This window comes from Pseudomonas sp. 3-2 (assembly GCF_019710535.1).
GTDB lineage: Bacteria > Pseudomonadota > Gammaproteobacteria > Pseudomonadales > Pseudomonadaceae > Aquipseudomonas > Aquipseudomonas pharyngis.
Window position 1 is genome coordinate 3,112,135 of sequence record NZ_CP081200.1, and the last position, 22,043, is coordinate 3,134,177.

Sequence of the window (22,043 nt, forward strand, 5' to 3'; positions counted from 1 at the left end):
CATGCAAAACCCTGCAATGACGGTTATTCTTGCCCCGACTGTTACGTGTGCATCGGGGGAAAGGCCAGCATGGATAAAGTCATTGTGATCACCGGCGGTGGTCGTGGAATCGGCGCCGCCACCGCGCTGTTGGCTGCCGAGCAAGGCTATCGGATCTGCATCAATTACCAGACCGACGAACAGGCCGCTCACCACGTGCTCGAACAGGTCCGCGAACGCGGCGCCACGGCCATCGCCGTGCGCGCCGACGTCAGTATCGAAGACGAAGTGATCGCGCTGTTCAACCGGGTGGACAGCGAACTGGGCCGCGTCACCGCCCTGGTGAACAACGCCGGCACCGTCGGGCACAAGTCGCGAGTCGACGAGATGTCCGAATTCCGTATTCTCAAAATCATGAAAACCAATGTGCTGGCGCCGATCCTCTGCGCCAAGCACGCGATCCTGCGCATGTCGCCCAAACACGGCGGGCAGGGTGGCAGCATCGTCAACGTCTCCTCGGTCGCCGCGCGGCTGGGCTCGCCGAATGAGTATGTCGATTACGCGGCGTCCAAAGGCGCGCTCGACACGTTCACCATCGGGCTGTCCAAGGAAGTGGCAGGCGAGGGGATTCGGGTCAACGCGGTGCGTCCGGGTTACATCTATACCGACTTCCACGCCTTGAGCGGCGACCCGGATCGGGTCAGCAAGCTGGAGTCGGCCATTCCGATGGCCCGGGGCGGGCGGCCGGATGAAGTGGCGGAGGCGATTGTCTGGTTGCTGTCGGACAAGGCTTCGTATGCCACCGGGACTTTTGTCGATCTCGGCGGCGGGCGCTAAGCCTCCAATGATCGTTCCCACGCAGAGCGTGGGAACGATCATCGTGGTTGCATGGGAACGTCAGAACGACCGCACAATCCGCCCCAGCGTCTCCATCGCCTTCTCCGCATCCTCGGTCCACGGGCTGCCGTAGTTCAATCGAATGCAATTCCTGAAGCGCTGGGTCGGCGAAAAGATCGGCCCCGGCGCGATGCTGATCCCCTGCGCCAACGCCATCTGAAACAACTTCAACGAATCCATCTGCGGTGGCAGTTCCAGCCACAGAAAATAACCGCCGGCGGGTTGGCTCACGCGTGTCTGTGCCGGGAAGTAGCGGGCGATAGCCGCGAGCATGGCGCTTTGCTGTTCTTCCAGGGCGTAGCGCAGTTTGCGCAGGTGACGGTCGTAGCCGCCGTGTTGCAGGTAGTCGGCGATGGCGGCTTGCGCGGGCATCGAGGCGCACAGCGAGGTCATCAGTTTCAGTCGTTCGATCTTTTGCGCGTAGCGGCCGGCGGCGACCCAGCCGATGCGGTAGCCGGGAGCCAGGCTCTTGGCGAAGGAGCCGCAGTGCATCACCAGCCCTTCGGTGTCGAAGGCCTTGGCCGGTTTCGGCGCCTGCTGGCCGTAATAGAGTTCGGCGTAGACGTCGTCTTCGATCAATGGCACTTGATGCTGTTTCAGCAGTTCCACCAGTTCCTGTTTCTTGGCCTCGGGCATGGTCGCGCCCATCGGGTTCTGGAAACTGGTCATGCACCAGCAGGCCTTGATCGGGTGTCGTTCCAGTGTCTGGGCGAGCACGCCGAGGTCGATGCCGTCGCGCGGGTGCACGGGGATTTCCACGGCTTTGAGCTTCAGCCGTTCCAGCACTTGCAGGCTGGCGTAAAACGCCGGGGCTTCGATGGCCACCAGATCACCAGGCTCGGTCACGGCTTGCAGGCACAGGTTCAGCGCTTCGAGTGCGCCGTTGGTGATCAGCAGTTCTTCCATCGGCAGCATCAGGCCGCCGACCATGTAGCGCAGGGCGATCTGCCGCCGCAGTTGCGGGTTGCCCGGCGACATGTCGGTGACCACCATGCGCGGGTCCATCTCCCGGGCGGCGCTGGCCAGTGAGCGGGACAGGCGTTGCAGCGGGAACAGGGTCGGGCTGGGGAACGCCGAGCCGAACGGCACGGTGCTCGGGTCTTTGATCGATTCCAGTACCGAGAACACCAGTTCGCTGACGTCGACCTTGGTGGACTCGTTGACCTGACTGCTGATCACCGGCTCCGAGAACGGGCTCGGGGCGTGGGTATTGACGAAGTAGCCGGAGCGCGGGCGGGCGCGGATCAGGCCGCGACGTTCCAGCAGGTAATAGGCCTGGAACACCGTGGACGGGCTGACCCCGTAGGTCTGGCTCGCGTAGCGCACCGACGGCACCCGCTGACCGGGGCCGAGGACGCCGGAGCGGATCAGTTCAGCGATGTCGTCGGCGAATTTTTCGTAGCGTTTCATCTAGATCCTGCGTTAGGGGCGTTCTGGAAAATCGGCGCTGGTTTTTTCGCCAGCAGGCTGGCTCCCACAGGTACACATGATCATTGTGGGAGCGAGCCTGCTCGCGAATGGCTGCGCCGCAGTCTAAGGGATCAGCGATTCATCGGCGCAACAAACCGGCTCTTCGCCACGCTATAAATCCCCGGCTCATCACTGTCGGCAATCTTGAAGCTCAAGGTCTGTGAGCTGCTGGCCGGGCGCTCGGAGGTCATCGCCACCGACACCGGCACATCGACGATCTCGCCCGGCGCCAGGCTCAGTTCGGTCTTGCCTTGCAGCTGGAAGCCTTCACCGTCCACCAGCGTCAGGTTGTAATCCTGGCGCTGCTGGGTCTTGTTGATGACCTTGAGGGTGTAGATGTTTTCGATCTGGCCCTGGCCGTTTTCACGGAACAGGCCGCGATCCTTGGTCACGTCCAGCGACACCATCGGCCGTTCGACCAACGCCAGGGCGAGGGCGCCGATCATCACCACCAGCACCGCGACGTAGCCGATCAGCCTTGGACGCAGCAGATGGGTCTTGCCACCCTGCAATTCACGCTCGGAGGTGTAGCGAATCAGGCCACGGGCGTAATTCATCTTGTCCATGATCGAATCGCAGGCGTCGATGCACGCCGCGCAGCCGATGCATTCCATTTGCAGACCGTCGCGGATGTCGATGCCGGTCGGGCAGACCTGCACGCACAACTGGCAGTCGATGCAATCACCGAGGCCGGCCTCGGCCGGTTTGATCTCGCGTTTGCGCGGGCCCCGGTTTTCGCCACGGGCGGCGTCGTAGGATATTGCCAGGGTGTCCTTGTCGAACATCACGCTCTGGAATCGCGCATACGGGCACATGTGCATGCACACCGCTTCACGCAGCCAGCCGGCATTGATGTAGGTGGCGGCGGTAAAGAACAGCACCCAGAACAGACTGACGCCGCCGATCTGCAGGGTCAGCAGTTCTTCGGCCAGCGGCCGGATCGGGGTGAAGTAGCCGACGAAGGTCAGGCCGGTCAGCACGCTGATCGCCAGCCACAGCGTGTGCTTGGCCGCACGCCGCGCCAGTTTGTTCAGGCTCCACGGCGCCGCCTGCAATTTGATCCGCTGGTTGCGCTCGCCTTCGGTGATCTTCTCGCACCACATGAAGATCCACGTCCACGAACTCTGCGGGCAGGTGTAGCCACACCAGACCCGGCCGGCGAACACGGTAATCGCGAACAGGCCGAACGCGGCGATGATCAGCAGCGCCGAGAGCAGAATGAAATCCTGCGGCCAGAAGGTCGCGCCAAAGATGTGGAATTTGCTTTCGGAAAGGTCCCAGAGCACCGCCTGACGTCCGCCCCAGTTCAGCCATACCGTGCCGAAGAACAGCAGAAACAGAAACCCCGCGCCGCTCATGCGCAAGGTGCGGAACAGGCCGGTGAAGCTGCGGGTGAAGATCTGGTTGTCGCTGGTGGCGTGTTTCGCCTTCATTGGGCGCGCCGGTACTTTTTTGATCCGGGGAGATGCTTCTACGGTTCGGACAGGGATTCGTTCGCTCATGGTCGTTCGCTCATCAGCCTCCATCAGGCCAGGGAACTATGAGCGCCGATCTGTTTGCATAACAGACTCAGGTATTTCAATAAAAAGCATATCAGATGGGCTGTTCTGCCACGCCTGCGACAACTTGAAGCAGCCCGCAGGCCAAAGCGCAGAGGCCTATCCCAGAGCTCTGCGCCGGTTGTTGATCGAGGTCAGTCAAATCACCGAATCACTGTCGTCGGCCTTCAGGTGTTTGCGCCCATCCCGGGCGCCTGCGACGGTCAATGCGTCCGCTTCGGCTTCGGTGACGTAGATGCGCCGTCCATCCAGCTCGACGAACGACATGGATTTTTCGCTATCTGTCCTGACTTCCAGCGTGTCGCAGATACGAATTTCCTCACCATTTTCAACGGTGAAAAAACAGACTTTCGATTCCGGATTGCTTTCATCGATACGAAGGGGCATGGGGTTGTCCTTTTTTCACGGGAGTCTGAGACGTTAGGGTGCGCGGTTCTGCAGATCGTTCTACGCAACCGATTAATGGTCGGCGCTGTCCATCCTTTATCAACTCATTACAAGGACTGGACGATGAACGCCTGGTGGCATGAAGTGTGGGAAACCATGCAAGCGGAATTCGCCGACATCGGCGATGCGTCGCAGCTGACCCGGATCACCGTGCGCCTGTTGATGGCGGCCATATTGGGCGGGATTCTGGGGTTTGAGCGCGAGCACAAGGGCAAGGCTGCCGGGGTGCGAACGCACATGCTGGTAGCCCTTGGTGCGGCGTTGTTCGTGCTGGTACCGCAATTGTCCGGATCCCAGGCCGACGCGATGAGCCGGGTGGTGCAGGGCGTGATTGCCGGGATCGGCTTTCTCGGCGCCGGCACCATCCTCAAGAACCATGAAGGCGACGAAGGCCACGTCAAGGGCCTGACCACCGCCGCCGGTTTGTGGATGACCGCCGCCATCGGCGTCGCGGCCGGTCTGGGCCGCGAGGCGACGGCGGTGCTCAGTACGTTGCTCGCGTTGGGAATATTCAGTGTCATGCCGCGGATCGTCAGGGTCTTCGAAAAGGATCACATCGAAAAGGACCGCATCGAGAAAGACCACAACGACCTACGCTGATCAGACGATTACCGGTGGCATGGTCGTCGGCGGTTCTTCCTTGGGCGGTGGCGTGGTGCCAGGCGGCTCCTGTTCAGGGATCGGTTGCGGTTCGGTTTCGGGCAGGGTCGGTTTGTCGATGTTCGGATCGGGTGTTTCAGCGGGAATCGGAATAGTCATCGGGTGAACCTCCGTGTGGCACTTGGCGTGGGACGTGCTTAAGTGGATTGACCACTTCACTGCGAAATCGATCCGATTTTGTAGCGCGGCAAATCCCTGTGAACTTTTCCCGGCGACGGCCGCTCGGAACCTGAGAGAGTTCATCCGGGCCCAGGCCCGACCGTGACCGCCAAACAGGCAAACGAGCGTCCTTGGGGCGTTAAGGAGAGATGCTCAATGACTGCTGAAAAACCTTCCGAACAGAGCTACAACCCGCACATGCCGCTGTCGCAGGCCTTGCTGTTGCCGCGCATCGTCATTGAAAACACCATGCCGACCCTCGACGGCGGGCAGTTTGCCGTCAAGGCGATCGCAGGTCGGGAGATCGTGGTCACCAGCAAGGTGTTCGCTGACGGTCACGACAAACTGGCAGTGCGCATCCGCTGGCGCGAAGAGGGTGACGAGACCTGGCAGACCGAAGTCATGAGCGATCAGGGCAACAATGGCTGGCGCGGTGTGTTTCAGCCGCAGCGCATGGGCCGTTATCTGTTCCTGATCGAGGCGTGGATCGACCAGTTCGCCAGTTTTCAGTACGAACTGGAGAAAAAACACACCGCCGCCGTCCCGGTCAGCCTCGAGCTGCAAGAGGGACGCACCATGGTGCAGCAGGCCGCCGAGCGCAGCGAAGGTCAGCTCAGCGAACAACTGGCCGGCTTGCACCACGAATTGTCCGGCCTGCTCGAAACCGAGCAGGTCGCGTTGTTTCTGCACTCGCGCAGTGCGCACCTGATGGCCGAGGCCGATCACCGCGCCTACCTGAGCATCAGTGCGGAATTCCCGGTGGACGTCGAGCGCGAATTGGCGGAATTTGCCAGTTGGTACGAACTGTTTCCCCGCTCGATCACCGACGATCCCACCCGCCACGGCACCTTCAATGACGTGCACTCGCGCCTGCCGATGATTCAGGACATGGGCTTCGACGTGTTGTATTTCACGCCGATCCACCCGATTGGTCGCAGCCATCGCAAGGGTCGCAACAATTCCCTGACCGCCGGCCCGGACGATCCCGGCAGTCCGTATGCGATCGGCAGCGAGGAGGGCGGCCACGAAGCGATTCACTCGCAACTCGGCACCCGTGAGGACTTCCGTCGGCTGGTGGCCGCTGCCGCTGACCATGGTCTGGAAATCGCCCTCGATTTCGCCATTCAGTGTTCCCAGGATCACCCGTGGCTCAAGCAGCATCCGGGCTGGTTCAACTGGCGGCCGGACGGCACGATCAAATACGCGGAGAACCCGCCGAAGAAATACCAGGACATCGTCAACGTCGACTTCTATGCACCGGAAGCGATTCCGAGTCTGTGGGTCGAGCTGCGCGACATCGTCGTCGGTTGGGTGCAGGAGGGCGTGAAGATCTTTCGCGTCGACAACCCGCACACCAAGCCGTTGCCGTTCTGGCAATGGCTGATCGCCGATGTCCGCACGCTGTACCCGGAAGTGATCTTCCTCGCCGAGGCTTTCACCACCCCGGCGATGATGGCGCGGCTGGGCAAGGTCGGTTACACCCAGAGCTACACCTATTTCACCTGGCGCAACACCAAGACCGAACTGGCGACCTATTTCAGCGAGCTGAATGAGTCGCCGTGGCGCGAGTGCTACCGGCCCAACTTCTTCGTCAACACCCCGGACATCAATCCGGCGTTCCTGCATGAGTCGGGACGTCCCGGATTTCTCATCCGCGCGGCGCTGGCGACCATGGGCTCGGGCCTGTGGGGCATGTACTCGGGGTTTGAACTGTGCGAATCGGCGCCGGTGCCGGGCAAGGAGGAATACCTCGATTCCGAGAAGTACGAGATCCGCATCCGCGACTTCAACCAGCCTGGCAACATCATTGCCGAGATCGCCCAGCTCAACCGCATCCGCCGCCAGAACCCGGCGCTGCACAGCCATCTGGGCCTGAAGATCTACAACGCCTGGAACGACAACATTCTGTATTTCGGCAAACGCAGTGCGGACGGCAGCAACTTCATTCTGGTGGCCGTCAGCCTCGATCCACATAACGTGCAGGAGGCGAATTTCGAGCTGCCGCTGTGGGAAATGGGCCTGCCGGACGATGCCACCACCCACGGCGAAGACCTGATGAACGGCCATCGCTGGGACTGGCACGGCAAGTACCAATTCATGCGGATCGACCCGGCGTATCAGCCGTTCGGAATCTGGCGGATCACTGTCTGAACACAGATCCCCTGTGGGAGCGAGCCTGCTCGCGAATGCGGGCCAACATTCAATACATAGGTTGCCTGCCAACTCGAATTGGCGAGCAGGCTCGCTCCCACAGGGTGCTCATCGTTTTGCGAGCCAAGTGATCGGCTCACCGTGTTTATAGAATTGAACAGGAGTTTCACATGGCGAAGAAACCCAAGGCTGCCACCTTCATCAAAGACCCGCTCTGGTACAAGGACGCGGTCATCTATCAGGTTCACGTCAAATCCTTTTTCGACTCGAATAACGACGGGATCGGCGACTTTCCCGGCCTGATCGCCAAACTCGATTACATCGCGGATCTTGGCGTCAACACCATCTGGCTGTTGCCGTTCTACCCTTCGCCACGCCGCGACGACGGTTACGACATCGCCGAATACCGGGGCGTCCACAGCGATTACGGGACGATGGCCGACGCCAAACGGTTTATTGCCGAAGCACACAAGCGTGGCCTGCGGGTGATCACCGAGCTGGTTATCAACCACACCTCCGATCAGCACCCGTGGTTCCAGCGAGCGCGCAAGGCCAAGCCAGGCTCGGCGGCGCGGGACTTCTACGTGTGGTCGGATGACGACCAGAAATACGACGGCACCCGGATCATTTTTCTCGACACCGAAAAGTCCAACTGGACCTGGGACCCGGTGGCGGGCCAATACTTCTGGCACCGCTTCTATTCACACCAGCCGGACCTTAATTTCGATAACCCGCAAGTCATGAAAGCCGTGCTGTCGGTCATGCGCTACTGGCTGGACATGGGCATCGACGGCCTGCGCCTGGATGCGATTCCGTACCTGATCGAGCGCGATGGCACCAACAACGAAAACCTCCCGGAAACCCACGACGTCCTCAAGCAGATCCGCGCCGAGATCGACGCCAACTACCCGGATCGCATGCTGCTGGCCGAGGCCAACCAATGGCCGGAGGACACCCAGCTGTACTTCGGTGACACCGACGCCGAGGGCGTGAATGGCGATGAATGCCACATGGCGTTCCACTTCCCGCTGATGCCGCGCATGTACATGGCGCTGGCCCAGGAGGATCGCTTCCCGATCACCGACATCCTGCGCCAGACCCCGGAGATCCCCGCCAATTGCCAATGGGCGATCTTCCTGCGCAACCACGATGAGCTGACGCTGGAAATGGTCACCGACAAGGAACGCGACTACCTGTGGAATTACTACGCGGCCGACCGTCGCGCACGGATCAACCTCGGCATCCGCCGGCGTCTGGCGCCGTTGATGGAACGTGACCGCCGCCGCATCGAACTGCTCAACAGCCTGCTGCTGTCGATGCCCGGCACGCCGACCCTGTATTACGGCGATGAGATCGGCATGGGCGACAACATCTACCTCGGCGACCGCGACGGTGTGCGTACGCCGATGCAATGGTCGATCGACCGCAACGGCGGCTTCTCTCGCGCCGATCCGGCCAGTCTGGTGTTGCCGCCGATCATGGACCCGCAATACGGCTATCAGTCGGTCAACGTCGAAACCCAGGCCGGCGATCCGCATTCGCTGCTGAACTGGACCCGACGCCTGCTGACCGTGCGCAAGCAATCCAAGGCGTTCGGTCGTGGCACCTTGAAGATGTTGTCGCCGGCCAACCGTCGCGTTCTGGCCTACACCCGCGAATACACCGGGCCGGACGGCAAGCACGAAATCATTCTGTGCGTAGCCAACGTGTCACGCAGTGCACAAGCGGTGGAACTCGACCTGTCGGCTTACGTCGGCATGGTGCCGGTGGAAATGCTCGGTGGTAACGCGTTCCCGCCCATCGGCCAGTTGAGTTTCCTGCTGACCCTGCCGCCTTACGGGTTCTACTGGTTCGGCCTGGCGGCGGAAAACCAGATGCCGAGCTGGCACGTGGAACCTGCGCAGAGCCTGCCGGACTTCACCACGCTGGTGCTGAAAAAGCGCATGGAGGAACTGCTCGAAGCACCGTCCCGGGCCACCCTCGAACAGGCGATCCTGCCGAACTGGCTGCAGAACCGTCGCTGGTTCGCCGGCAAGGACGCTGCCATCGAACAGGTGAAACTGGCCTACGGCGTGCGCTTCGGCGATGCGCAGCATCCGGTGTTGTTCAGCGAAATCGAAGTGCAGAGCGGCGGGCAGACCAGCCGGTATCAACTGCCGTTCGGGTTCATTGCGGAAGATCAGGTCGGGCCGGCATTGCCGCAACAACTGGCCCTGGCCCGAGTGCGCCGGGTTCGCCAGGTCGGCTTGATTACTGATGCCTTCAGCCTTGAAGCATTTGTTCGCGCGGTGCTGCAAGGTATGCAGGGCGGTACGGTGCTGGAGTCCAGTGATGGCGAGATCCGTTTCGAGGCGACGCCGCAACTGGAAAAACTCGGCCTCGGCGCGGAATCCGAAGTGCGCTATCTGTCCGCCGAGCAATCCAACAGCTCGGTGGTGATCGGCAACAGTCTGGTGCTCAAGCTGATCCGCAAAGTCGCTTCCGGCGTACACCCGGAACTGGAGATGAGCGCTTACCTGACCGCGGCCGGATTTGCCAATATCTCACCGCTGCTCGGCTCGGTGATTCGTCGGGACGGGAAGGGCGAAGACAATCTGTTGATGATTGCACAGGGCTACCTGAGCAATCAGGGCGACGCCTGGGAATGGACGCAGAACAACCTCGAACGTGCACTGCGCGACGAACTGGCCGACGCCGTGTCCGAGCAGGCGCAGCACTACAACGCCTTGGGCGAACTGAAGGATTTCGCAGGGATGCTCGGCCAGCGTCTGGGGGAAATGCATCAGGTATTGGCAGCGCCGAGCGACAACAAGGACTTCGCGCCGCAAGTCAGTTCGGCCAAGGATGCCCAGGCGACCGGCAAGGATGTGGCGGCGCAGGTCGAGCATGCGCTGAAGCTGCTCAAACAGCATCACGGCGAGCTCGATGCGGCGGATCAGAAGCTGGTCGCTCGTTTGCTCGACAACAAGAAAACCATCCTTGCCCACGTGCAGGAACTGGCCAAGCAATCCGCCGGCGGTCTGCGGATCCGTGTCCACGGCGACCTGCATTTGGGGCAGGTGCTGGTAATCAAGGGCGATGCCTACCTGATCGACTTCGAAGGTGAACCGGCGCGGCCACTGGCCGAACGCCGAGGCAAGCACAGTCCGTACAAGGACGTCAGCGGGGTGCTGCGCTCCTTCGACTATGCCGCGGCCATGGCGCTGAATGTGCACAACGTCGACAACAGCCCCGAGGCCGAAGCCGCGCGTCGGCGGGTCACGGAGCGTTACCTGCGCGAAGCCCGGGAAGCATTTCTCCAGGCATATCGCCAAGCGGCAGCTAGTCTTGATCATGCCTGGCAAGATCCTGAAGGTGCCGACGCCGCACTGGCGTTGTTCGGTCTGGAGAAAGCGGCCTACGAAGTGGCCTATGAAGCCGAAAATCGCCCCACCTGGCTGCCCGTGCCGCTGCACGGTCTGTATGGGTTATTGACGGGGCTCAAACCCTTTTCCGATCTTGGTGGAGAGTAGTCATGAGTTTCTCGAACAGGGAACAGGGTCACGCTAAAGAAAGATTGCTGCCCACTGCAAAAGACATTGATGCCTTGGTGCGCGCAGAACACCACGACCCGTTTTCCATTCTTGGCCCCCACGGCGATGGCGCCGGCGGGCAGTTTATCCGGGCGTATCTGCCCGGCGCGTTGAGTGTTTCCGTTGTCGATAAAAACAGTGGCGAAGAACTCGGTCCGCTGGAGGCTACCGAAACGCCGGGGCTGTTTGTCGGCCATTTCGAGGGCGCACGGCCGTACCTGTTGCGCACCCGCTGGGCCGGTGGTGAACAGGTCGCGGAAGATCCCTACAGCTTTGGTCAGTTGCTCGGTGAAATGGACTTGTATCTGTTCGCCGAAGGCAATCACCGCGACCTCAGCAGCTGCCTCGGCGCGCAGCTGAAAACCGTCGATGGCGTCGACGGTGTGCGCTTTGCCGTGTGGGCACCGAATGCCCGGCGGGTGTCGGTGGTCGGCGATTTCAACGTCTGGGACGGCCGGCGACATCCGATGCGCCTGCGACATCCGTCTGGCGTGTGGGAATTGTTCATTCCGCGCCTGCAGGCGGGCGAGCTGTACAAATACGAAATCCTCGGTGCTCACGGCATCCTGCCGCTCAAGGCCGACCCGATGGCGCTGGCCACCAGCCTGCCGCCGGACACTGCGTCAAAAGTCGCCGCACCGTTGCAGATCGACTGGCAGGATCAGGACTGGATGAACGGCCGCCACGAGCGTCAGCAGCACAGCGCGCCGCTGTCGATCTATGAATTGCACGCGGGATCCTGGCAGTGCGAACTCGATGATCTGGGCGAAGTGGCGCGCCAATACACCTGGCCAGAACTGGCCGAACGACTGATTCCTTACGTGAAGGAACTGGGTTTCACCCACATCGAATTGATGCCGATCATGGAGCACCCGTTCGGCGGTTCGTGGGGCTATCAGTTGCTGTCGCAGTTCGCTCCCAGTGCGCGATACGGCACGCCCGAGCAGTTCGGCGATTTCGTCAATGCCTGCCATCAGGCCGGCATCGGTGTGATTCTCGACTGGGTGCCGGCGCATTTCCCCACCGATACCCACGGTCTGGCGCAGTTCGATGGCACGGCGTTGTATGAGTACGGCAATCCGCAAGAAGGTTTTCATCAGGACTGGGACACGCTGATCTACAACCTGGGCCGCACCGAAGTGCACGGCTACATGCTGGCATCGGCGTTGCACTGGCTCAAGCATTTCCATATCGACGGGCTGCGGGTCGATGCGGTGGCGTCGATGCTCTATCGCGATTATTCGCGCAAGGCCGGCGAGTGGGTGCCGAACCGTCATGGCGGTCGCGAGAACCTGGAAGCCATCGATTTCCTGCGGCACTTGAACGACGTGGTGGCACTGGAAGCGCCGGGCGCGCTGGTGATCGCCGAGGAGTCCACGGCGTGGCCGGGCGTCAGCCAGAGCACCCAGCAGGGCGGGCTCGGTTTCGCTTACAAATGGAACATGGGCTGGATGCACGATTCGCTGCATTACATTCAGCAGGATCCGGTTTACCGCGCCCATCATCACAACGAATTGAGTTTCGGCCTGGTCTACGCTTGGTCCGAGCGCTTCATCCTGCCGATTTCCCACGATGAAGTGGTGCACGGCAAGCATTCGCTGATCGACAAGATGCCCGGCGACCGCTGGCAGAAATTCGCCAACCTGCGCGCCTACCTGAGCTTCATGTGGACCCATCCGGGCAAGAAGTTGCTGTTCATGGGCTGCGAGTTCGGTCAGTGGCGCGAATGGAACCACGACCAGCAGTTGGACTGGTATCTGCTGCAATATTCGGAACACCAAGGCGTGCAGAAACTGGTCGGCGACCTCAACCGGCTCTACCGCGAAGAGCCGGCGCTGCACGAGCAGGACGATGCGCCGCAAGGCTTTCAGTGGTTGATCGGCGACGATGCGATCAACAGCGTTTACGCCTGGTTGCGCTGGAGCAAGGACGGCACGCCTGTGCTGGTGGTGGCCAACTTCACCCCGGTGCCGCGCCAGTCGTACCGGGTCGGTGTGCCGTTTGCCGGGCGCTGGAAGGAATTGCTCAACAGTGATGCCGACACCTACGCCGGTTCCAACTATGGCAATGGTGGCGGGGCGTTCACCGAAGAGGTCGCCAGTCATGGGCAAGCGTTGTCGCTGGAGCTGAATCTGCCGCCGCTCGCGGTGTTGATCCTTAAACCCGAGGCCTGACCCCACGCTCCGTACTGATCGTTCCCACGCTCCGCGTGGGAACGATCATACGGGTGCTCACCAGCGCATCCGGATCCCCAGGCTGCCAATCAACCCGTTCAGGTCGTTGTCGTCCACGTCGCTACTGTAATCGGCGCTGACGTACAGGCTCACCGTCGGTGTCATCCTCGCCACCAGCCCCAGTCCGACTTCCACGGTCGAGGATTTGCGGCTGCTGCTGATCTTGTCCACCTGATCCAGCGTCACCGTGTTGCCGGTATACACCGTGTGCCACAGGTTCGTGCGCACGTAGGGTTCGACCGGCAAGCCGTTCAGGTCATAGCTACCTTTCAAGCGCGCACCGACTCGGCCGCTCCACGATGAAATGTCGCTGGAAGACGCATTGCCCGAGCCCGCATAGGGTGTGTCCAGGGTGATGCGCTGGTTGATCAATTGCGCCTGCGGTTCAACCACCCAGTTTTCACCCAGACCGATCGGGAATCCGCCTTCCACCGACAGCGTCATCGCGCTGCCTTCGGTGGCCAGGCGTGCGCCTTGCTCGTTACGGCTGAAACCGCTGACCCGGCCGCCACTGGCCGACAGATCGACGTGCCAGCCTTGTGGGCCAATCAGGCTGTAGTAAGCGCCCAGGCTCTGGCCTTGCAGGTTGAGGGTGTCGGTGGTCGGGTCGGCGAGGGCGCGGCTGGTGATCAGGCCGTTGCCATTGCCCCTGATCTGATTCACACCGCCGATCAGGCCGACTTGCTGGGTGTGCCCACTGCTGCTTTTCAAGGTCAGCACGGCGGGCCCCTTGAAGTCGCCGGTGCCGGGTGTGGCGAAGCCCGGGCTGAGGACGTCGGTTTGCGCCTGACGGGACGTCGGACCGTAAAGCTGCTCCCAGGCCGAGGGGGCGAGGTCTTCGGTAATCAGGTTTGTACCGCGCAGGTCCGGCTGTGGGCTGAGCCGTTGCGGGCCCGGAGTCACGACCGTGGCGGGGAGGGTCATGACGGGAATGTCCTGGCGATACCAGGGTGTTGCTTCGTCCGCCACAGGACCCGCCTGCGCCTCCATGGACGAGCACAGCAAGATAGAACTTGAAACGGTGCAAAAGGTAACTTTGATCTCTTGTGAGGTGAGTGAGGTTTTCATGGAGGTCTACCTTGCTAGCGCATGCAGTATCTCGCCTTGGCGTCTCTCCTACCCCGAACGAGGGGCGACCGAATGGAGCGTGGCGAATCCGTGGCCGCCCGTTTTTGACGAGTGACCTGGGGTTCGCCCCGAGTAGTGTTTCCGGGGGTAGTAAGGTAGAGCTAAGAAGACCCGAGCCGCTGCGTCAAGAAATTGAACGATGAGCGGTCGAGTCAAAACAGGTGATGCAAGTTTTTGTTTTTGCGTATTTATCTAAGTTCTTGTTTGTAGGGCTAATCGCTGTGGAAGCCGCGAGGCAGAGACTTTTTGCAACCGACAGTCGGTCTGCGAAACCGGGCCTGGCGACTAATTTCGCATCGTTGCGTATGTAAGGACAGCTGTCAGTATCGCGCTATAAATGCACTTCAACCGCCAGCGGCAAATGATCCGAAAGATGCGTCCACGGTTTGTTGCCGAGGATCTGCGGGTCGTGGCTGCTGGCATTGCGCAGGTAGATCCGATCCAGTCGCAGCAACGGGAAGCGCGCGGGATAGGTCTTGGCCGGGCGGCCGTGATGGCGTTCGAAGGCTTCGTGCAGGTAGTCGCGGCGGGCGAGGGCGACGTTACCCTGCAACTGCCAGTCATTGAAGTCGCCGGCGATGATCACTGGCGCATTGTCGGGCAGCGATTCGAGCAACTGACAAAGCAGCTGCAACTGCAATTGCCGATGGCTTTCGAGCAGGCTCAGGTGTACGCAGATGGCATGCACTTCGGCATGCCCCGGCACATCCAGTACGCAGTGCAACAGCCCGCGCCGTTCCGGGCCGGTGATCGAGACGTCGAGATTGCGGTATTCGCGGATCGGGTATTTCGACAACAGGGCGTTGCCGTGATGGCCATCGGGATAGACCGCATTGCGGCCGTAGGCAAAGTCACTCCACATGCTGTCGGCAAGGAATTCGTACTGCGAGGTTTGCGGCCATTCGTGGTAGCGGCTGGAATGCCGCTCGTGTTCGCCCACCACTTCCTGCAGAAACACCAGATCGGCCGAGGTGCTGCGCACCGCTTCACGCAGTTCCGGAAGGATGAAACGTCGGTTGAGCGCGGTGAAACCCTTGTGCGTATTGACCGTCAGCACCCGCAGGCGATGGATGGCGGACGGGGTGGAAGTCTGCGCGTCGACGACATGACGCTTGGGATCGCTGGACACGTTCACTCCTCTGAATCATGACTGCCTGTTCATGCGACTGATCCGGGCGCGGGCAGTTCACTTTGACTGGCTGCCCGCGCCCGATTGACGGTCAATCGACGAAGACGATCTCGTAGGGCAGGCGCATGCGTTCCAGTATCGACTTGGGCAACAGTGGCGCGATTCCGATCGCCGGTTCGCCATTGAGCTGGCTGGCGTAGGCATGGGTGGCGTGGCTTTTGCGCGCGACGGTCCAGGTGTCGAGGCGCAGCTTGCGCGCGCGATGCCACGGAATCTGTCCCTGATCGCGTTCCGGCCAGTGCCAGGCCCAGACCGGGACATCATGGTAGGTTGCGCCGGCCAGTTGTGCAGCCTTCGCACTGGCCCGACCGACCACTTCATGATCGGCGGTGCCATCTTCGCACCAGGTGCTGAAGACCACATCACCGGGGCGCAGGTAGCGGGCGATGAAATCGGTCAATTGAGATTCCTGATCGTGCAGGGCGTTGTCAGTGAAACCGCCGCGCACCCATTTCAGGCTGTGCATCGGCAAACCGAGGCGGCGCAAGGCTTCGACGCTTTCCTGCGGGCGGAACACGCTCAGGCGTTTCTCCGACCACTGGCGCGAGCCCGGATGACTGGCGCTGCCATCGGTGATCGACAGTAATTGCAAGGGATGGCCGAGGCTGGAAAGCAGTTGCAGCAAACCGCCGCAGGTCACTACTTCATCGCCGGGGTGCGGGGCGATGACCACGGCGCGGGCGCCGGGTGGCACCAAAGTGTGGGTATTGATGACGGGAATGTTGTCGAGCTGCGGGGCGCTGTTCCAGATCTGCGCCGGCAGACCGCTCTCGCTGAGGGATAACGGTTTCATGAGTGATACGTCCTTGTTGTGTCTCGCCCTCAGTCGCACAAGCGCCGGTCTCCAGGCGTGTTCGACCCGTGAAGGCTGGTGGATAGCCCTGCAGCGCTCCGAACCCTGGATTGCTGCGCAGCAGAGTATTGCTCAAGACGGGCGGTTCGTCGCGTCACAGATCAATCTGATCCGCTTTTTTTTATTCAGTCTGTGCCAACTGTCGCAGAAAGTCGCCAAATCCGCCGCGTGCACGACTGTCCAGACGGGCGCTGGTAATGACCTGTGGCCGATGACTCCAGGCGATGCTGGCCCCGCAAAGCTCCAGTTGGCGCACCAGCCGCACATCTTCGTCACAGGTCAATGGTTCGAAGCCTCCGGCACGCACGTAAGCTTGTGCGCTGACGCCCAGATTGGCGCCATGGATGTGCCGGTGTCCTTCGCAGGCTTGGTAACGACCGTGATAGCGAATCTGCGCAGCTTCATCGAAGGTGTCATGCCAGCGCTCGACCGTCACCGTGCCGCACACGGCATCGGTGCCTAATCCCAGTTGTTCCACCAGCCAGTCTTCAGCGACGCGGCTGTCGGCGTCGGTGCAGGAAATCCAGCGAGCACCCCGATCAAGCAGCTGTTGCGCACCGATGGCCCGGGCCAGGCCTACATTGCGTGCCTCGATGCTCAGCGCCCGCACAGGGTACTGGCTGACGATCTGCGCCGAACGGTCGGTGCAACTGTCGAGCACCACCAGGATCTCCACCGGTTCACCTGCCAGCATCGGATGCCCGGCGGCGCGCAGGGCGGCCTGCAGGCAGTCATCGAGCCACTCTTCTTCGTTGTGTGCCGGGATCAGGATGCCAATCATCGCAAACCCTCTAGCGCGGCCACCGAACGCGGTTCGCGGCTCCAGACTTCCAGCAGGAAATCCGCTTCCTGATGCAGGACCAGTCGTGGCATGTGCAGCTGTTCGTGAATCAGGTCATGGACCTGGCGAGCATTGAGCGGGCAGCCATCGATGGGCGGGCGCCAGTGACAGGCCAGCAATTGACCGTCTGCCGTCAACGAATCGCTGATGCGACGGATGACCTCTGTCAGATCCTGTCGATCAAGGTAGTAGCCGATTTCGCTGAATACGATCAGGTCGAATTTTTCCTCAGGCCAGTCAACAGGAAGGCGACCCTGCCGCACCTCGGCGTGGTCGAACAGGCTCAGCCGGGTACGCGCCAGATTCACCGCGGCGGCGCTTGTATCGCAGCACAACAGTCGATCACAGCGTTCGGCCAGCGCGGCACTCAGTTCACCGTTGGCGCAACCCGGTTCGAAGATCGCGCGGTAATGCGGGCGGGGCAGTGCCGCCAGGGTCACCAGGCGTTTACGCTGCTCGTACCAGCGCTGGCGAAATCCCCAAGGGTCGTTATTGCCGGCGAACAGGCCTTCGAAGTAACGATCCTCGACGCTCATAGAAAGACCACCTCGAACGGTTGCAGCAAACGGTCGATGACATAGGGCGCGAGCACCGGTGGCAGTCCCGCGTCGGGATCACCCTCCAACTGACTGGCGAAGGCATGCACTGCGTGACGCTTGCGCGCGACCTGCGCCGGGTTCAGCAGAATCTTGCGCGCCCGCTCCCAGGGCACGATGGCGTCTTCCGGCGTCGCCCAGTGCCAGGTCCAGACCGGCAGCTCGTGGCAAATCGCACCCACGCGGTACGCCGCTTCGACGCTGGCACGGCCGACAGCCTCATGGTCGCTGTGGCCGTCTTCGCGCCAGGTGGTGAAGATCACGTCGTCGGGTTGCAGGTAGCGGGTCAAGTAGTCACACAGCATCGACTCGCGCGCGGCGACCTGAGTGTCGGGGAATCCGCCGCGCAGCCATTGCACCTGATGCATGGGCAGGCCGAGGCGACGCAGGGCCTCGGCGGACTCCTGCGGGCGCACCACACTCAGGCGCTCCACCGGCCAGCGCTCCGAGCCAGGGTGACTGGCGCTGCCATCGGTGACCGAAATCAGTTGCAGGGTGCGGCCCGCCGCGGCGAGCTGTTGCAACAGCCCGCCGCAACCGAGCACTTCATCATCCGGGTGCGGCGCGATCACCACGGCCCGCGACCCCGGCGGAACCAGGTCGAGAATGTCGATGCTCTCCACCGCTGCCAGATGACGCGAGCCCTGCCACTCATGCAAGGAGGTTCCTTCACCGATGATCGGATTGCGCTTCATAGGGCCCAACCCTCGCGCGGTTGCTGCGCAGCCAGTTGGCCCAGTACTGCCAGATCCCGTTCGGCATGGCTCTGGCGCAGATACACCGGCAGGTCGGCCGCCAGGCGGGCAAAGTGCAGGTCCTTGCAGAACGGCCCGGCGCCAAGTGCCCGGCCAGTCTCGCGCATGACCTGTGCAGCGGCGTCCTCGACCACGGCACGCACACGCCGAGCCAACAACTCGGCGTCGGCTCCGGGATTGCTGTCGATGTCCAGGGCACTGACACGCAGCACCTGTGCGGCGCCGTGCAGCGCGCTGTCGACGGCGCCGAGACTGGCCAGTGCGTGCGGGTCCTCACGCCGCGCACAGTGCTGGCGCAAGCGTTCGCCGATCGCCCTCGCGGCGCCGTACCAGCACGCGGCGATCCCGATCCCGCCGTGCCAGAAACCCGGACGTTGCAGGTAGTCGCCAGGATCGCCGATCGCCTGGGCCTCGACCTCATCGAACAGCACCTCGACGCTGCCGGTGGCGGCCATGCCGACCGCTTGCCAGCCTTGATCGGTGACGGTCACCCCCGGTTGGTCGAGGGCCACGGCCACCAGTTGCTGATGATCGTCCTCATCCCACGCCGTCAGCAGGGCATGACTGAGCACTGCCGCTCCGGAGCACCAGGCCTTGCGTCCATTCAGCCGCACCATTTGGCCCGAACGGCTGACCCGAACCCGCGCCTGCGGTGGTTCGGCTGCCCACATGCCCCACGTGCTGCCGGGCGTCGGCGAGCCACCGAGTTGTTCGATGATTGCCAACGCATCGGTATGGCCTTCGTAGAGTTTGCACAGCCCCAGATCGTGCCCACCGACCTCGGACAGCCGTTGCCAGCGCTCCAGCGTACGACCGCTGCCGGGTAACGGCAGGTGATCGAGGCCGGCCTCGACCAGTTGCCGCAGACACAGGCCGAGGGCGGCTGTATCGCGGTAGTCCGGCGCGTGCCGTGAGAGATAGACGGGCAAGTCCATGTCAGTCCTCTTCTTCGCGTTGCAGTTCAAACAGCAGCAGCGAGCGTCCGGTGACCGAATACTCATGACCGAACTCAAAACGCTCCTGGCCACGGATCGATGGCTGGTTGGTATCGATCATGCACGTCCAGAAACTGCCTTCAGGCACTTCCGGCAAGGTGAAATTGACGATGTCGTGATGGGCGTTGACCACCAGCAGCAACGTAGCGTCGCCACCCTTGCGGCGGATCCCGGTTTCCTGGGCACGACCGTCAAGCAACATGCCCATGCAGCGATTCTGCGCGTCATGCCAGTGTTCGGTGGTCATTTCCGTGGCGTCCGGCGCAAGCCAGGTCACGTCCTTGACGCCGATGTCCTCGTTGTATTCGCCGACCAGGAACCGCCCGCGTCGCAGGATCGGATACGCCAGGCGCAACTTGATCAGGCGTTTGACGAATTTCAGCAGCGCTTTGCCGTCCTCGCTCAGGTCCCAGTTGACCCAGCCGATTTCGCTGTCCTGGCAGTAGGCATTGTTGTTGCCGTCCTGGGTACGAGCGAATTCGTCACCGGCCACCAGCATCGGCGTGCCTTGGGACAGCAACAGGGTAGCGAAGAAATTGCGCATCTGCCGGTGGCGCAGTGCATTGATTTCCGGATCGTCGGTAGGGCCTTCGACGCCGTGGTTCCAGGACAGGTTGTTGTTGCTGCCGTCCTGATTGTTTTCGTCGTTGGCCTCATTGTGCTTGTCGTTGTACGACACCAGATCGTTGAGGGTGAAACCGTCGTGAGCAGTGACAAAGTTGACCGACGAATAAGGCCGGCGACCGCGCTGGTTGAACATTTCCCCGGAGGCGGTCATGCGGCTGGCGAAGTCGGCGAGCTGACCGTCGTCGCCTTTCCAGAAGGCACGCACGGTGTCGCGGAACTTGTCGTTCCACTCGACCCAGCCCGGCGGGAAATTGCCGACCTGATAACCGCCGGGGCCACAATCCCAGGGCTCGGCGATCATTTTTACCTGACGCAGCACCGGATCCTGGCGGCAGGCCACGAGGAAACTGTGGCGTTCATCAAAGCCGTCGTGGTAGCGACCGAGGATGGTCGCCAGGTCGAAGCGGAAGCCGTCGACGTGCATTTCGCTGGCCCAGTAGCGCAGCGAGTCGGTGACCATTTGCAGCACACACGGGTGGCTCAGGTCGAGAGTATTACCGGTGCCGGAATCGTTGATGTAGAAGCGTTTGTCGTCCGGCATCAGGCGATAGTACGAGGCGTTGTCGATCCCGCGCATCGACAGGGTCGGGCCTTGCTCGTTGCCTTCGGCGGTGTGGTTGTAGACCACGTCGAGAATCACTTCGAGATTGGCGTCGTGCAGGTGCGCGACCATCTCCTTGAATTCGGCAATCTTGCCGCTGGCCAGATAGCGCGGGTCCGGGGCGAAGAACGCGATGCTGTTGTAACCCCAGTAATTGGTCATGCCCTTGTGCAGCAAGTGCTGGTCATTGACGAAGGCATGGATCGGCAACAGTTCGACGGTCGACACCCCGAGTTTGCGGATGTGCTCCAGCACATCGTCGACCATCAACCCGGCAAACGTGCCGCGCACATTCTCCGGCACCGAAGGGTGGCGCATGCTGATGCCGCGCACGTGGGTCTCGTAAATGATGGTCTTGTCCCACGGCACGCTGACGCGATGGTCGTGGCCCCAGGTGTGCGCCGGGTCGATGACCTTGCACTTGGGGACGAAGGGCGCGCTGTCGCGCTCGTCGAAACTGAGGTCGGCGTCCGGGTGGCCGATGGTGTAGCCGAACAGTGCTTCGGACCATTTCAATTCGCCCACCAATTGCTTGGCATAGGGGTCGATCAGCAACTTGTTGTGGTTGAAGCGGTGGCCGTTGGCCGGGTCGTAGGGTCCGTAGACCCGGTAGCCGTAGATCAGGCCCGGATGTGCATCGGGCAGATAGCCGTGGTAGATCTCGTCGGTGTATTCCGGCAGCTCGATGCGCTCGAGCTCAACTTCGCCGGCGTCGTCGAAAATGCACAGTTCGACCCGGGTGGCGTTGGCGGAGAACAGCGCGAAGTTCACCCCCAGACCATCCCAGGTCGCGCCGAGCGGGAAGGGCAGGCCTTCACGGATGCGCGAGGGTTCGGCGTGCGCGGCGGGCTCGGCTTTCTTTGGACGGGTCATAGGTGCTCCTGCAAAAAATCGGGGGGTAGGTGTTTTTCGAGGACGAGCGAGCCCTCGGTGGCGAGCGAACCCGCCACACGGTTATTCAAATCAATGGTTCGGGGGGCGTCAGACCGCAGGCGGCTTGCGCGGCGCGCGGGGCTTTTTCTCGGTGGCTTTTTCGCCCGGAGGAATCACTTTGGCAGCACCGGCGGGCTTGGCCTTCGTCGTGGTGGCTGTCTTGGGTTTGGCAGCTGTCCCTTTGCCGTCGAGCGCTTTGCTGGTGGCGGTCTTGCCGGCGGTTTTACTGCCGGCGGCTTTTGGCGATTTTTTCGGCGCCAATGCCTCGGCTTCGGCCAGTTTGCGCGCCATCTCCCAGTGGCGGGCGTCCTGGCCCTCGGGTTTACCTTCGGATTCCCAGATCTGATAGGCGAATTCGCGGATGCGTTTATCGTCGGTACTCATCGCAATGCTCCTG

Annotated in this window: 18 protein-coding genes; 5 read left to right on the forward strand and 13 right to left on the reverse strand. The window is 61.9% G+C overall.

The window, feature by feature from the left end; translation table 11 throughout:
* Window positions 1-69: 69 nt before the first annotated feature.
* On the forward strand, window positions 70-816 hold the full coding sequence (locus K3819_RS14040; RefSeq protein WP_085611724.1) for an SDR family oxidoreductase: 747 nt from the start codon (window positions 70-72) through the stop codon (window positions 814-816).
* A gap of 60 nt (window positions 817-876) precedes the next feature.
* Here K3819_RS14040 and mapR read toward each other — a convergent pair whose 3' ends face one another.
* From mapR to K3819_RS14055, 3 genes are all read right to left on the reverse strand, one after another.
* Window positions 877-2,286 (reverse strand): GntR family transcriptional regulator MpaR, encoded by a 1,410-nt coding sequence (gene mapR / locus K3819_RS14045; RefSeq protein WP_039772397.1) that lies wholly within the window; start codon window positions 2,284-2,286, stop codon window positions 877-879.
* A 131-nt stretch (window positions 2,287-2,417) separates the two neighbouring features.
* Entirely contained in the window at window positions 2,418-3,848 is a 1,431-nt protein-coding gene (gene ccoG / locus K3819_RS14050; RefSeq protein ID WP_221399599.1) for a cytochrome c oxidase accessory protein CcoG, read from the reverse strand.
* A 195-nt stretch (window positions 3,849-4,043) separates the two neighbouring features.
* Complete coding sequence (locus K3819_RS14055; RefSeq protein WP_221399600.1) at window positions 4,044-4,292, reverse strand: DUF3203 family protein; 249 nt, start codon at window positions 4,290-4,292, stop codon at window positions 4,044-4,046.
* A 123-nt stretch (window positions 4,293-4,415) separates the two neighbouring features.
* Between K3819_RS14055 and K3819_RS14060 the strand changes: the two genes are divergently transcribed.
* On the forward strand, window positions 4,416-4,952 hold the full coding sequence (locus tag K3819_RS14060; RefSeq protein ID WP_074690911.1) for an MgtC/SapB family protein: 537 nt from the start codon (window positions 4,416-4,418) through the stop codon (window positions 4,950-4,952).
* Here K3819_RS14060 and K3819_RS14065 read toward each other — a convergent pair whose 3' ends face one another.
* A complete protein-coding gene (locus tag K3819_RS14065) occupies window positions 4,953-5,111 on the reverse strand; it encodes a hypothetical protein (RefSeq protein ID WP_165369575.1) in 159 nt (52 codons plus the stop codon). It abuts the gene before it with no gap.
* Window positions 5,112-5,327: 216 nt separating this feature from the next.
* On the opposite strand from K3819_RS14065, the gene K3819_RS14070 reads away from it, so the two are divergent.
* From K3819_RS14070 to glgB, 3 genes are all read left to right on the forward strand, one after another.
* The gene (locus K3819_RS14070; RefSeq protein WP_221399601.1) at window positions 5,328-7,322 is read left to right on the forward strand and encodes an alpha-1,4-glucan--maltose-1-phosphate maltosyltransferase; all 1,995 of its coding nucleotides are present in this window, start codon (window positions 5,328-5,330) and stop codon (window positions 7,320-7,322) included.
* A 170-nt stretch (window positions 7,323-7,492) separates the two neighbouring features.
* Window positions 7,493-10,834: a maltose alpha-D-glucosyltransferase gene (treS, locus tag K3819_RS14075; RefSeq protein ID WP_221399602.1), complete on the forward strand. Its 3,342-nt coding sequence runs from the start codon at window positions 7,493-7,495 to the stop codon at window positions 10,832-10,834.
* Window positions 10,835-10,836: 2 nt separating this feature from the next.
* Window positions 10,837-13,068, forward strand: a complete 2,232-nt coding sequence (glgB, locus tag K3819_RS14080; protein WP_085611718.1) for a 1,4-alpha-glucan branching protein GlgB — start codon at window positions 10,837-10,839, stop codon at window positions 13,066-13,068.
* Window positions 13,069-13,125: 57 nt separating this feature from the next.
* On the opposite strand, the gene K3819_RS14085 is transcribed toward glgB, so the two are convergent.
* From K3819_RS14085 to K3819_RS14125, 9 genes are all read right to left on the reverse strand, one after another.
* On the reverse strand, window positions 13,126-14,196 hold the full coding sequence (locus tag K3819_RS14085; protein ID WP_085611717.1) for an autotransporter outer membrane beta-barrel domain-containing protein: 1,071 nt from the start codon (window positions 14,194-14,196) through the stop codon (window positions 13,126-13,128).
* Window positions 14,197-14,587: 391 nt separating this feature from the next.
* Window positions 14,588-15,385 carry an endonuclease/exonuclease/phosphatase family protein gene (locus K3819_RS14090; protein ID WP_085611931.1) on the reverse strand — a complete coding sequence of 266 codons (798 nt, stop codon included), beginning with the start codon at window positions 15,383-15,385 and terminating at the stop codon, window positions 14,588-14,590.
* Window positions 15,386-15,476: 91 nt separating this feature from the next.
* Window positions 15,477-16,238, reverse strand: coding sequence for a PIG-L deacetylase family protein (locus K3819_RS14095; protein WP_221399603.1), 762 nt, complete (start codon window positions 16,236-16,238; stop codon window positions 15,477-15,479).
* Window positions 16,239-16,419: 181 nt separating this feature from the next.
* Window positions 16,420-17,079 (reverse strand): glycosyltransferase family 2 protein, encoded by a 660-nt coding sequence (locus K3819_RS14100; protein WP_221399604.1) that lies wholly within the window; start codon window positions 17,077-17,079, stop codon window positions 16,420-16,422.
* The gene (locus K3819_RS14105; RefSeq protein ID WP_085611714.1) at window positions 17,076-17,675 is read right to left on the reverse strand and encodes a class I SAM-dependent methyltransferase; all 600 of its coding nucleotides are present in this window, start codon (window positions 17,673-17,675) and stop codon (window positions 17,076-17,078) included. The genes K3819_RS14100 and K3819_RS14105 overlap by 4 nt, the downstream gene beginning before the upstream one ends.
* The gene (locus K3819_RS14110) at window positions 17,672-18,430 is read right to left on the reverse strand and encodes a PIG-L deacetylase family protein (protein WP_039768129.1); all 759 of its coding nucleotides are present in this window, start codon (window positions 18,428-18,430) and stop codon (window positions 17,672-17,674) included. Before K3819_RS14110 ends, K3819_RS14105 begins: the two co-directional genes overlap by 4 nt.
* Window positions 18,427-19,425: an acyl-CoA dehydrogenase family protein gene (locus tag K3819_RS14115; RefSeq protein WP_221399605.1), complete on the reverse strand. Its 999-nt coding sequence runs from the start codon at window positions 19,423-19,425 to the stop codon at window positions 18,427-18,429. Before K3819_RS14115 ends, K3819_RS14110 begins: the two co-directional genes overlap by 4 nt.
* A 1-nt stretch (window position 19,426) precedes the next feature.
* Window positions 19,427-21,586, reverse strand: a complete 2,160-nt coding sequence (gene glgX / locus K3819_RS14120; protein ID WP_064596299.1) for a glycogen debranching protein GlgX — start codon at window positions 21,584-21,586, stop codon at window positions 19,427-19,429.
* A 108-nt stretch (window positions 21,587-21,694) separates the two neighbouring features.
* A complete protein-coding gene (locus K3819_RS14125) occupies window positions 21,695-22,030 on the reverse strand; it encodes a DUF2934 domain-containing protein (RefSeq protein WP_085611710.1) in 336 nt (111 codons plus the stop codon).
* Window positions 22,031-22,043: the final 13 nt, after the last annotated feature.

What these genes read in the sequence shown, in the direction of transcription:
- K3819_RS14040 (WP_085611724.1), top strand. Translation starts at nt 70, where the DNA reads ATGGATAAAGTCATTGTGATCACCGGCGGTGGTCGTGGAATCGGCGCC.
- mapR (WP_039772397.1), bottom strand. Translation starts at nt 2,286, where the DNA reads ATGAAACGCTACGAAAAATTCGCCGACGACATCGCTGAACTGATCCGC.
- ccoG (WP_221399599.1), bottom strand. Translation starts at nt 3,848, where the DNA reads ATGAGCGAACGAATCCCTGTCCGAACCGTAGAAGCATCTCCCCGGATC.
- K3819_RS14055 (WP_221399600.1), bottom strand. Translation starts at nt 4,292, where the DNA reads ATGCCCCTTCGTATCGATGAAAGCAATCCGGAATCGAAAGTCTGTTTT.
- K3819_RS14060 (WP_074690911.1), top strand. Translation starts at nt 4,416, where the DNA reads ATGAACGCCTGGTGGCATGAAGTGTGGGAAACCATGCAAGCGGAATTC.
- K3819_RS14065 (WP_165369575.1), bottom strand. Translation starts at nt 5,111, where the DNA reads ATGACTATTCCGATTCCCGCTGAAACACCCGATCCGAACATCGACAAA.
- K3819_RS14070 (WP_221399601.1), top strand. Translation starts at nt 5,328, where the DNA reads ATGACTGCTGAAAAACCTTCCGAACAGAGCTACAACCCGCACATGCCG.
- treS (WP_221399602.1), top strand. Translation starts at nt 7,493, where the DNA reads ATGGCGAAGAAACCCAAGGCTGCCACCTTCATCAAAGACCCGCTCTGG.
- glgB (WP_085611718.1), top strand. Translation starts at nt 10,837, where the DNA reads ATGAGTTTCTCGAACAGGGAACAGGGTCACGCTAAAGAAAGATTGCTG.
- K3819_RS14085 (WP_085611717.1), bottom strand. Translation starts at nt 14,196, where the DNA reads ATGAAAACCTCACTCACCTCACAAGAGATCAAAGTTACCTTTTGCACC.
- K3819_RS14095 (WP_221399603.1), bottom strand. Translation starts at nt 16,238, where the DNA reads ATGAAACCGTTATCCCTCAGCGAGAGCGGTCTGCCGGCGCAGATCTGG.
- K3819_RS14100 (WP_221399604.1), bottom strand. Translation starts at nt 17,079, where the DNA reads ATGATTGGCATCCTGATCCCGGCACACAACGAAGAAGAGTGGCTCGAT.
- K3819_RS14105 (WP_085611714.1), bottom strand. Translation starts at nt 17,675, where the DNA reads ATGAGCGTCGAGGATCGTTACTTCGAAGGCCTGTTCGCCGGCAATAAC.
- K3819_RS14110 (WP_039768129.1), bottom strand. Translation starts at nt 18,430, where the DNA reads ATGAAGCGCAATCCGATCATCGGTGAAGGAACCTCCTTGCATGAGTGG.
- K3819_RS14115 (WP_221399605.1), bottom strand. Translation starts at nt 19,425, where the DNA reads ATGGACTTGCCCGTCTATCTCTCACGGCACGCGCCGGACTACCGCGAT.
- glgX (WP_064596299.1), bottom strand. Translation starts at nt 21,586, where the DNA reads ATGACCCGTCCAAAGAAAGCCGAGCCCGCCGCGCACGCCGAACCCTCG.
- K3819_RS14125 (WP_085611710.1), bottom strand. Translation starts at nt 22,030, where the DNA reads ATGAGTACCGACGATAAACGCATCCGCGAATTCGCCTATCAGATCTGG.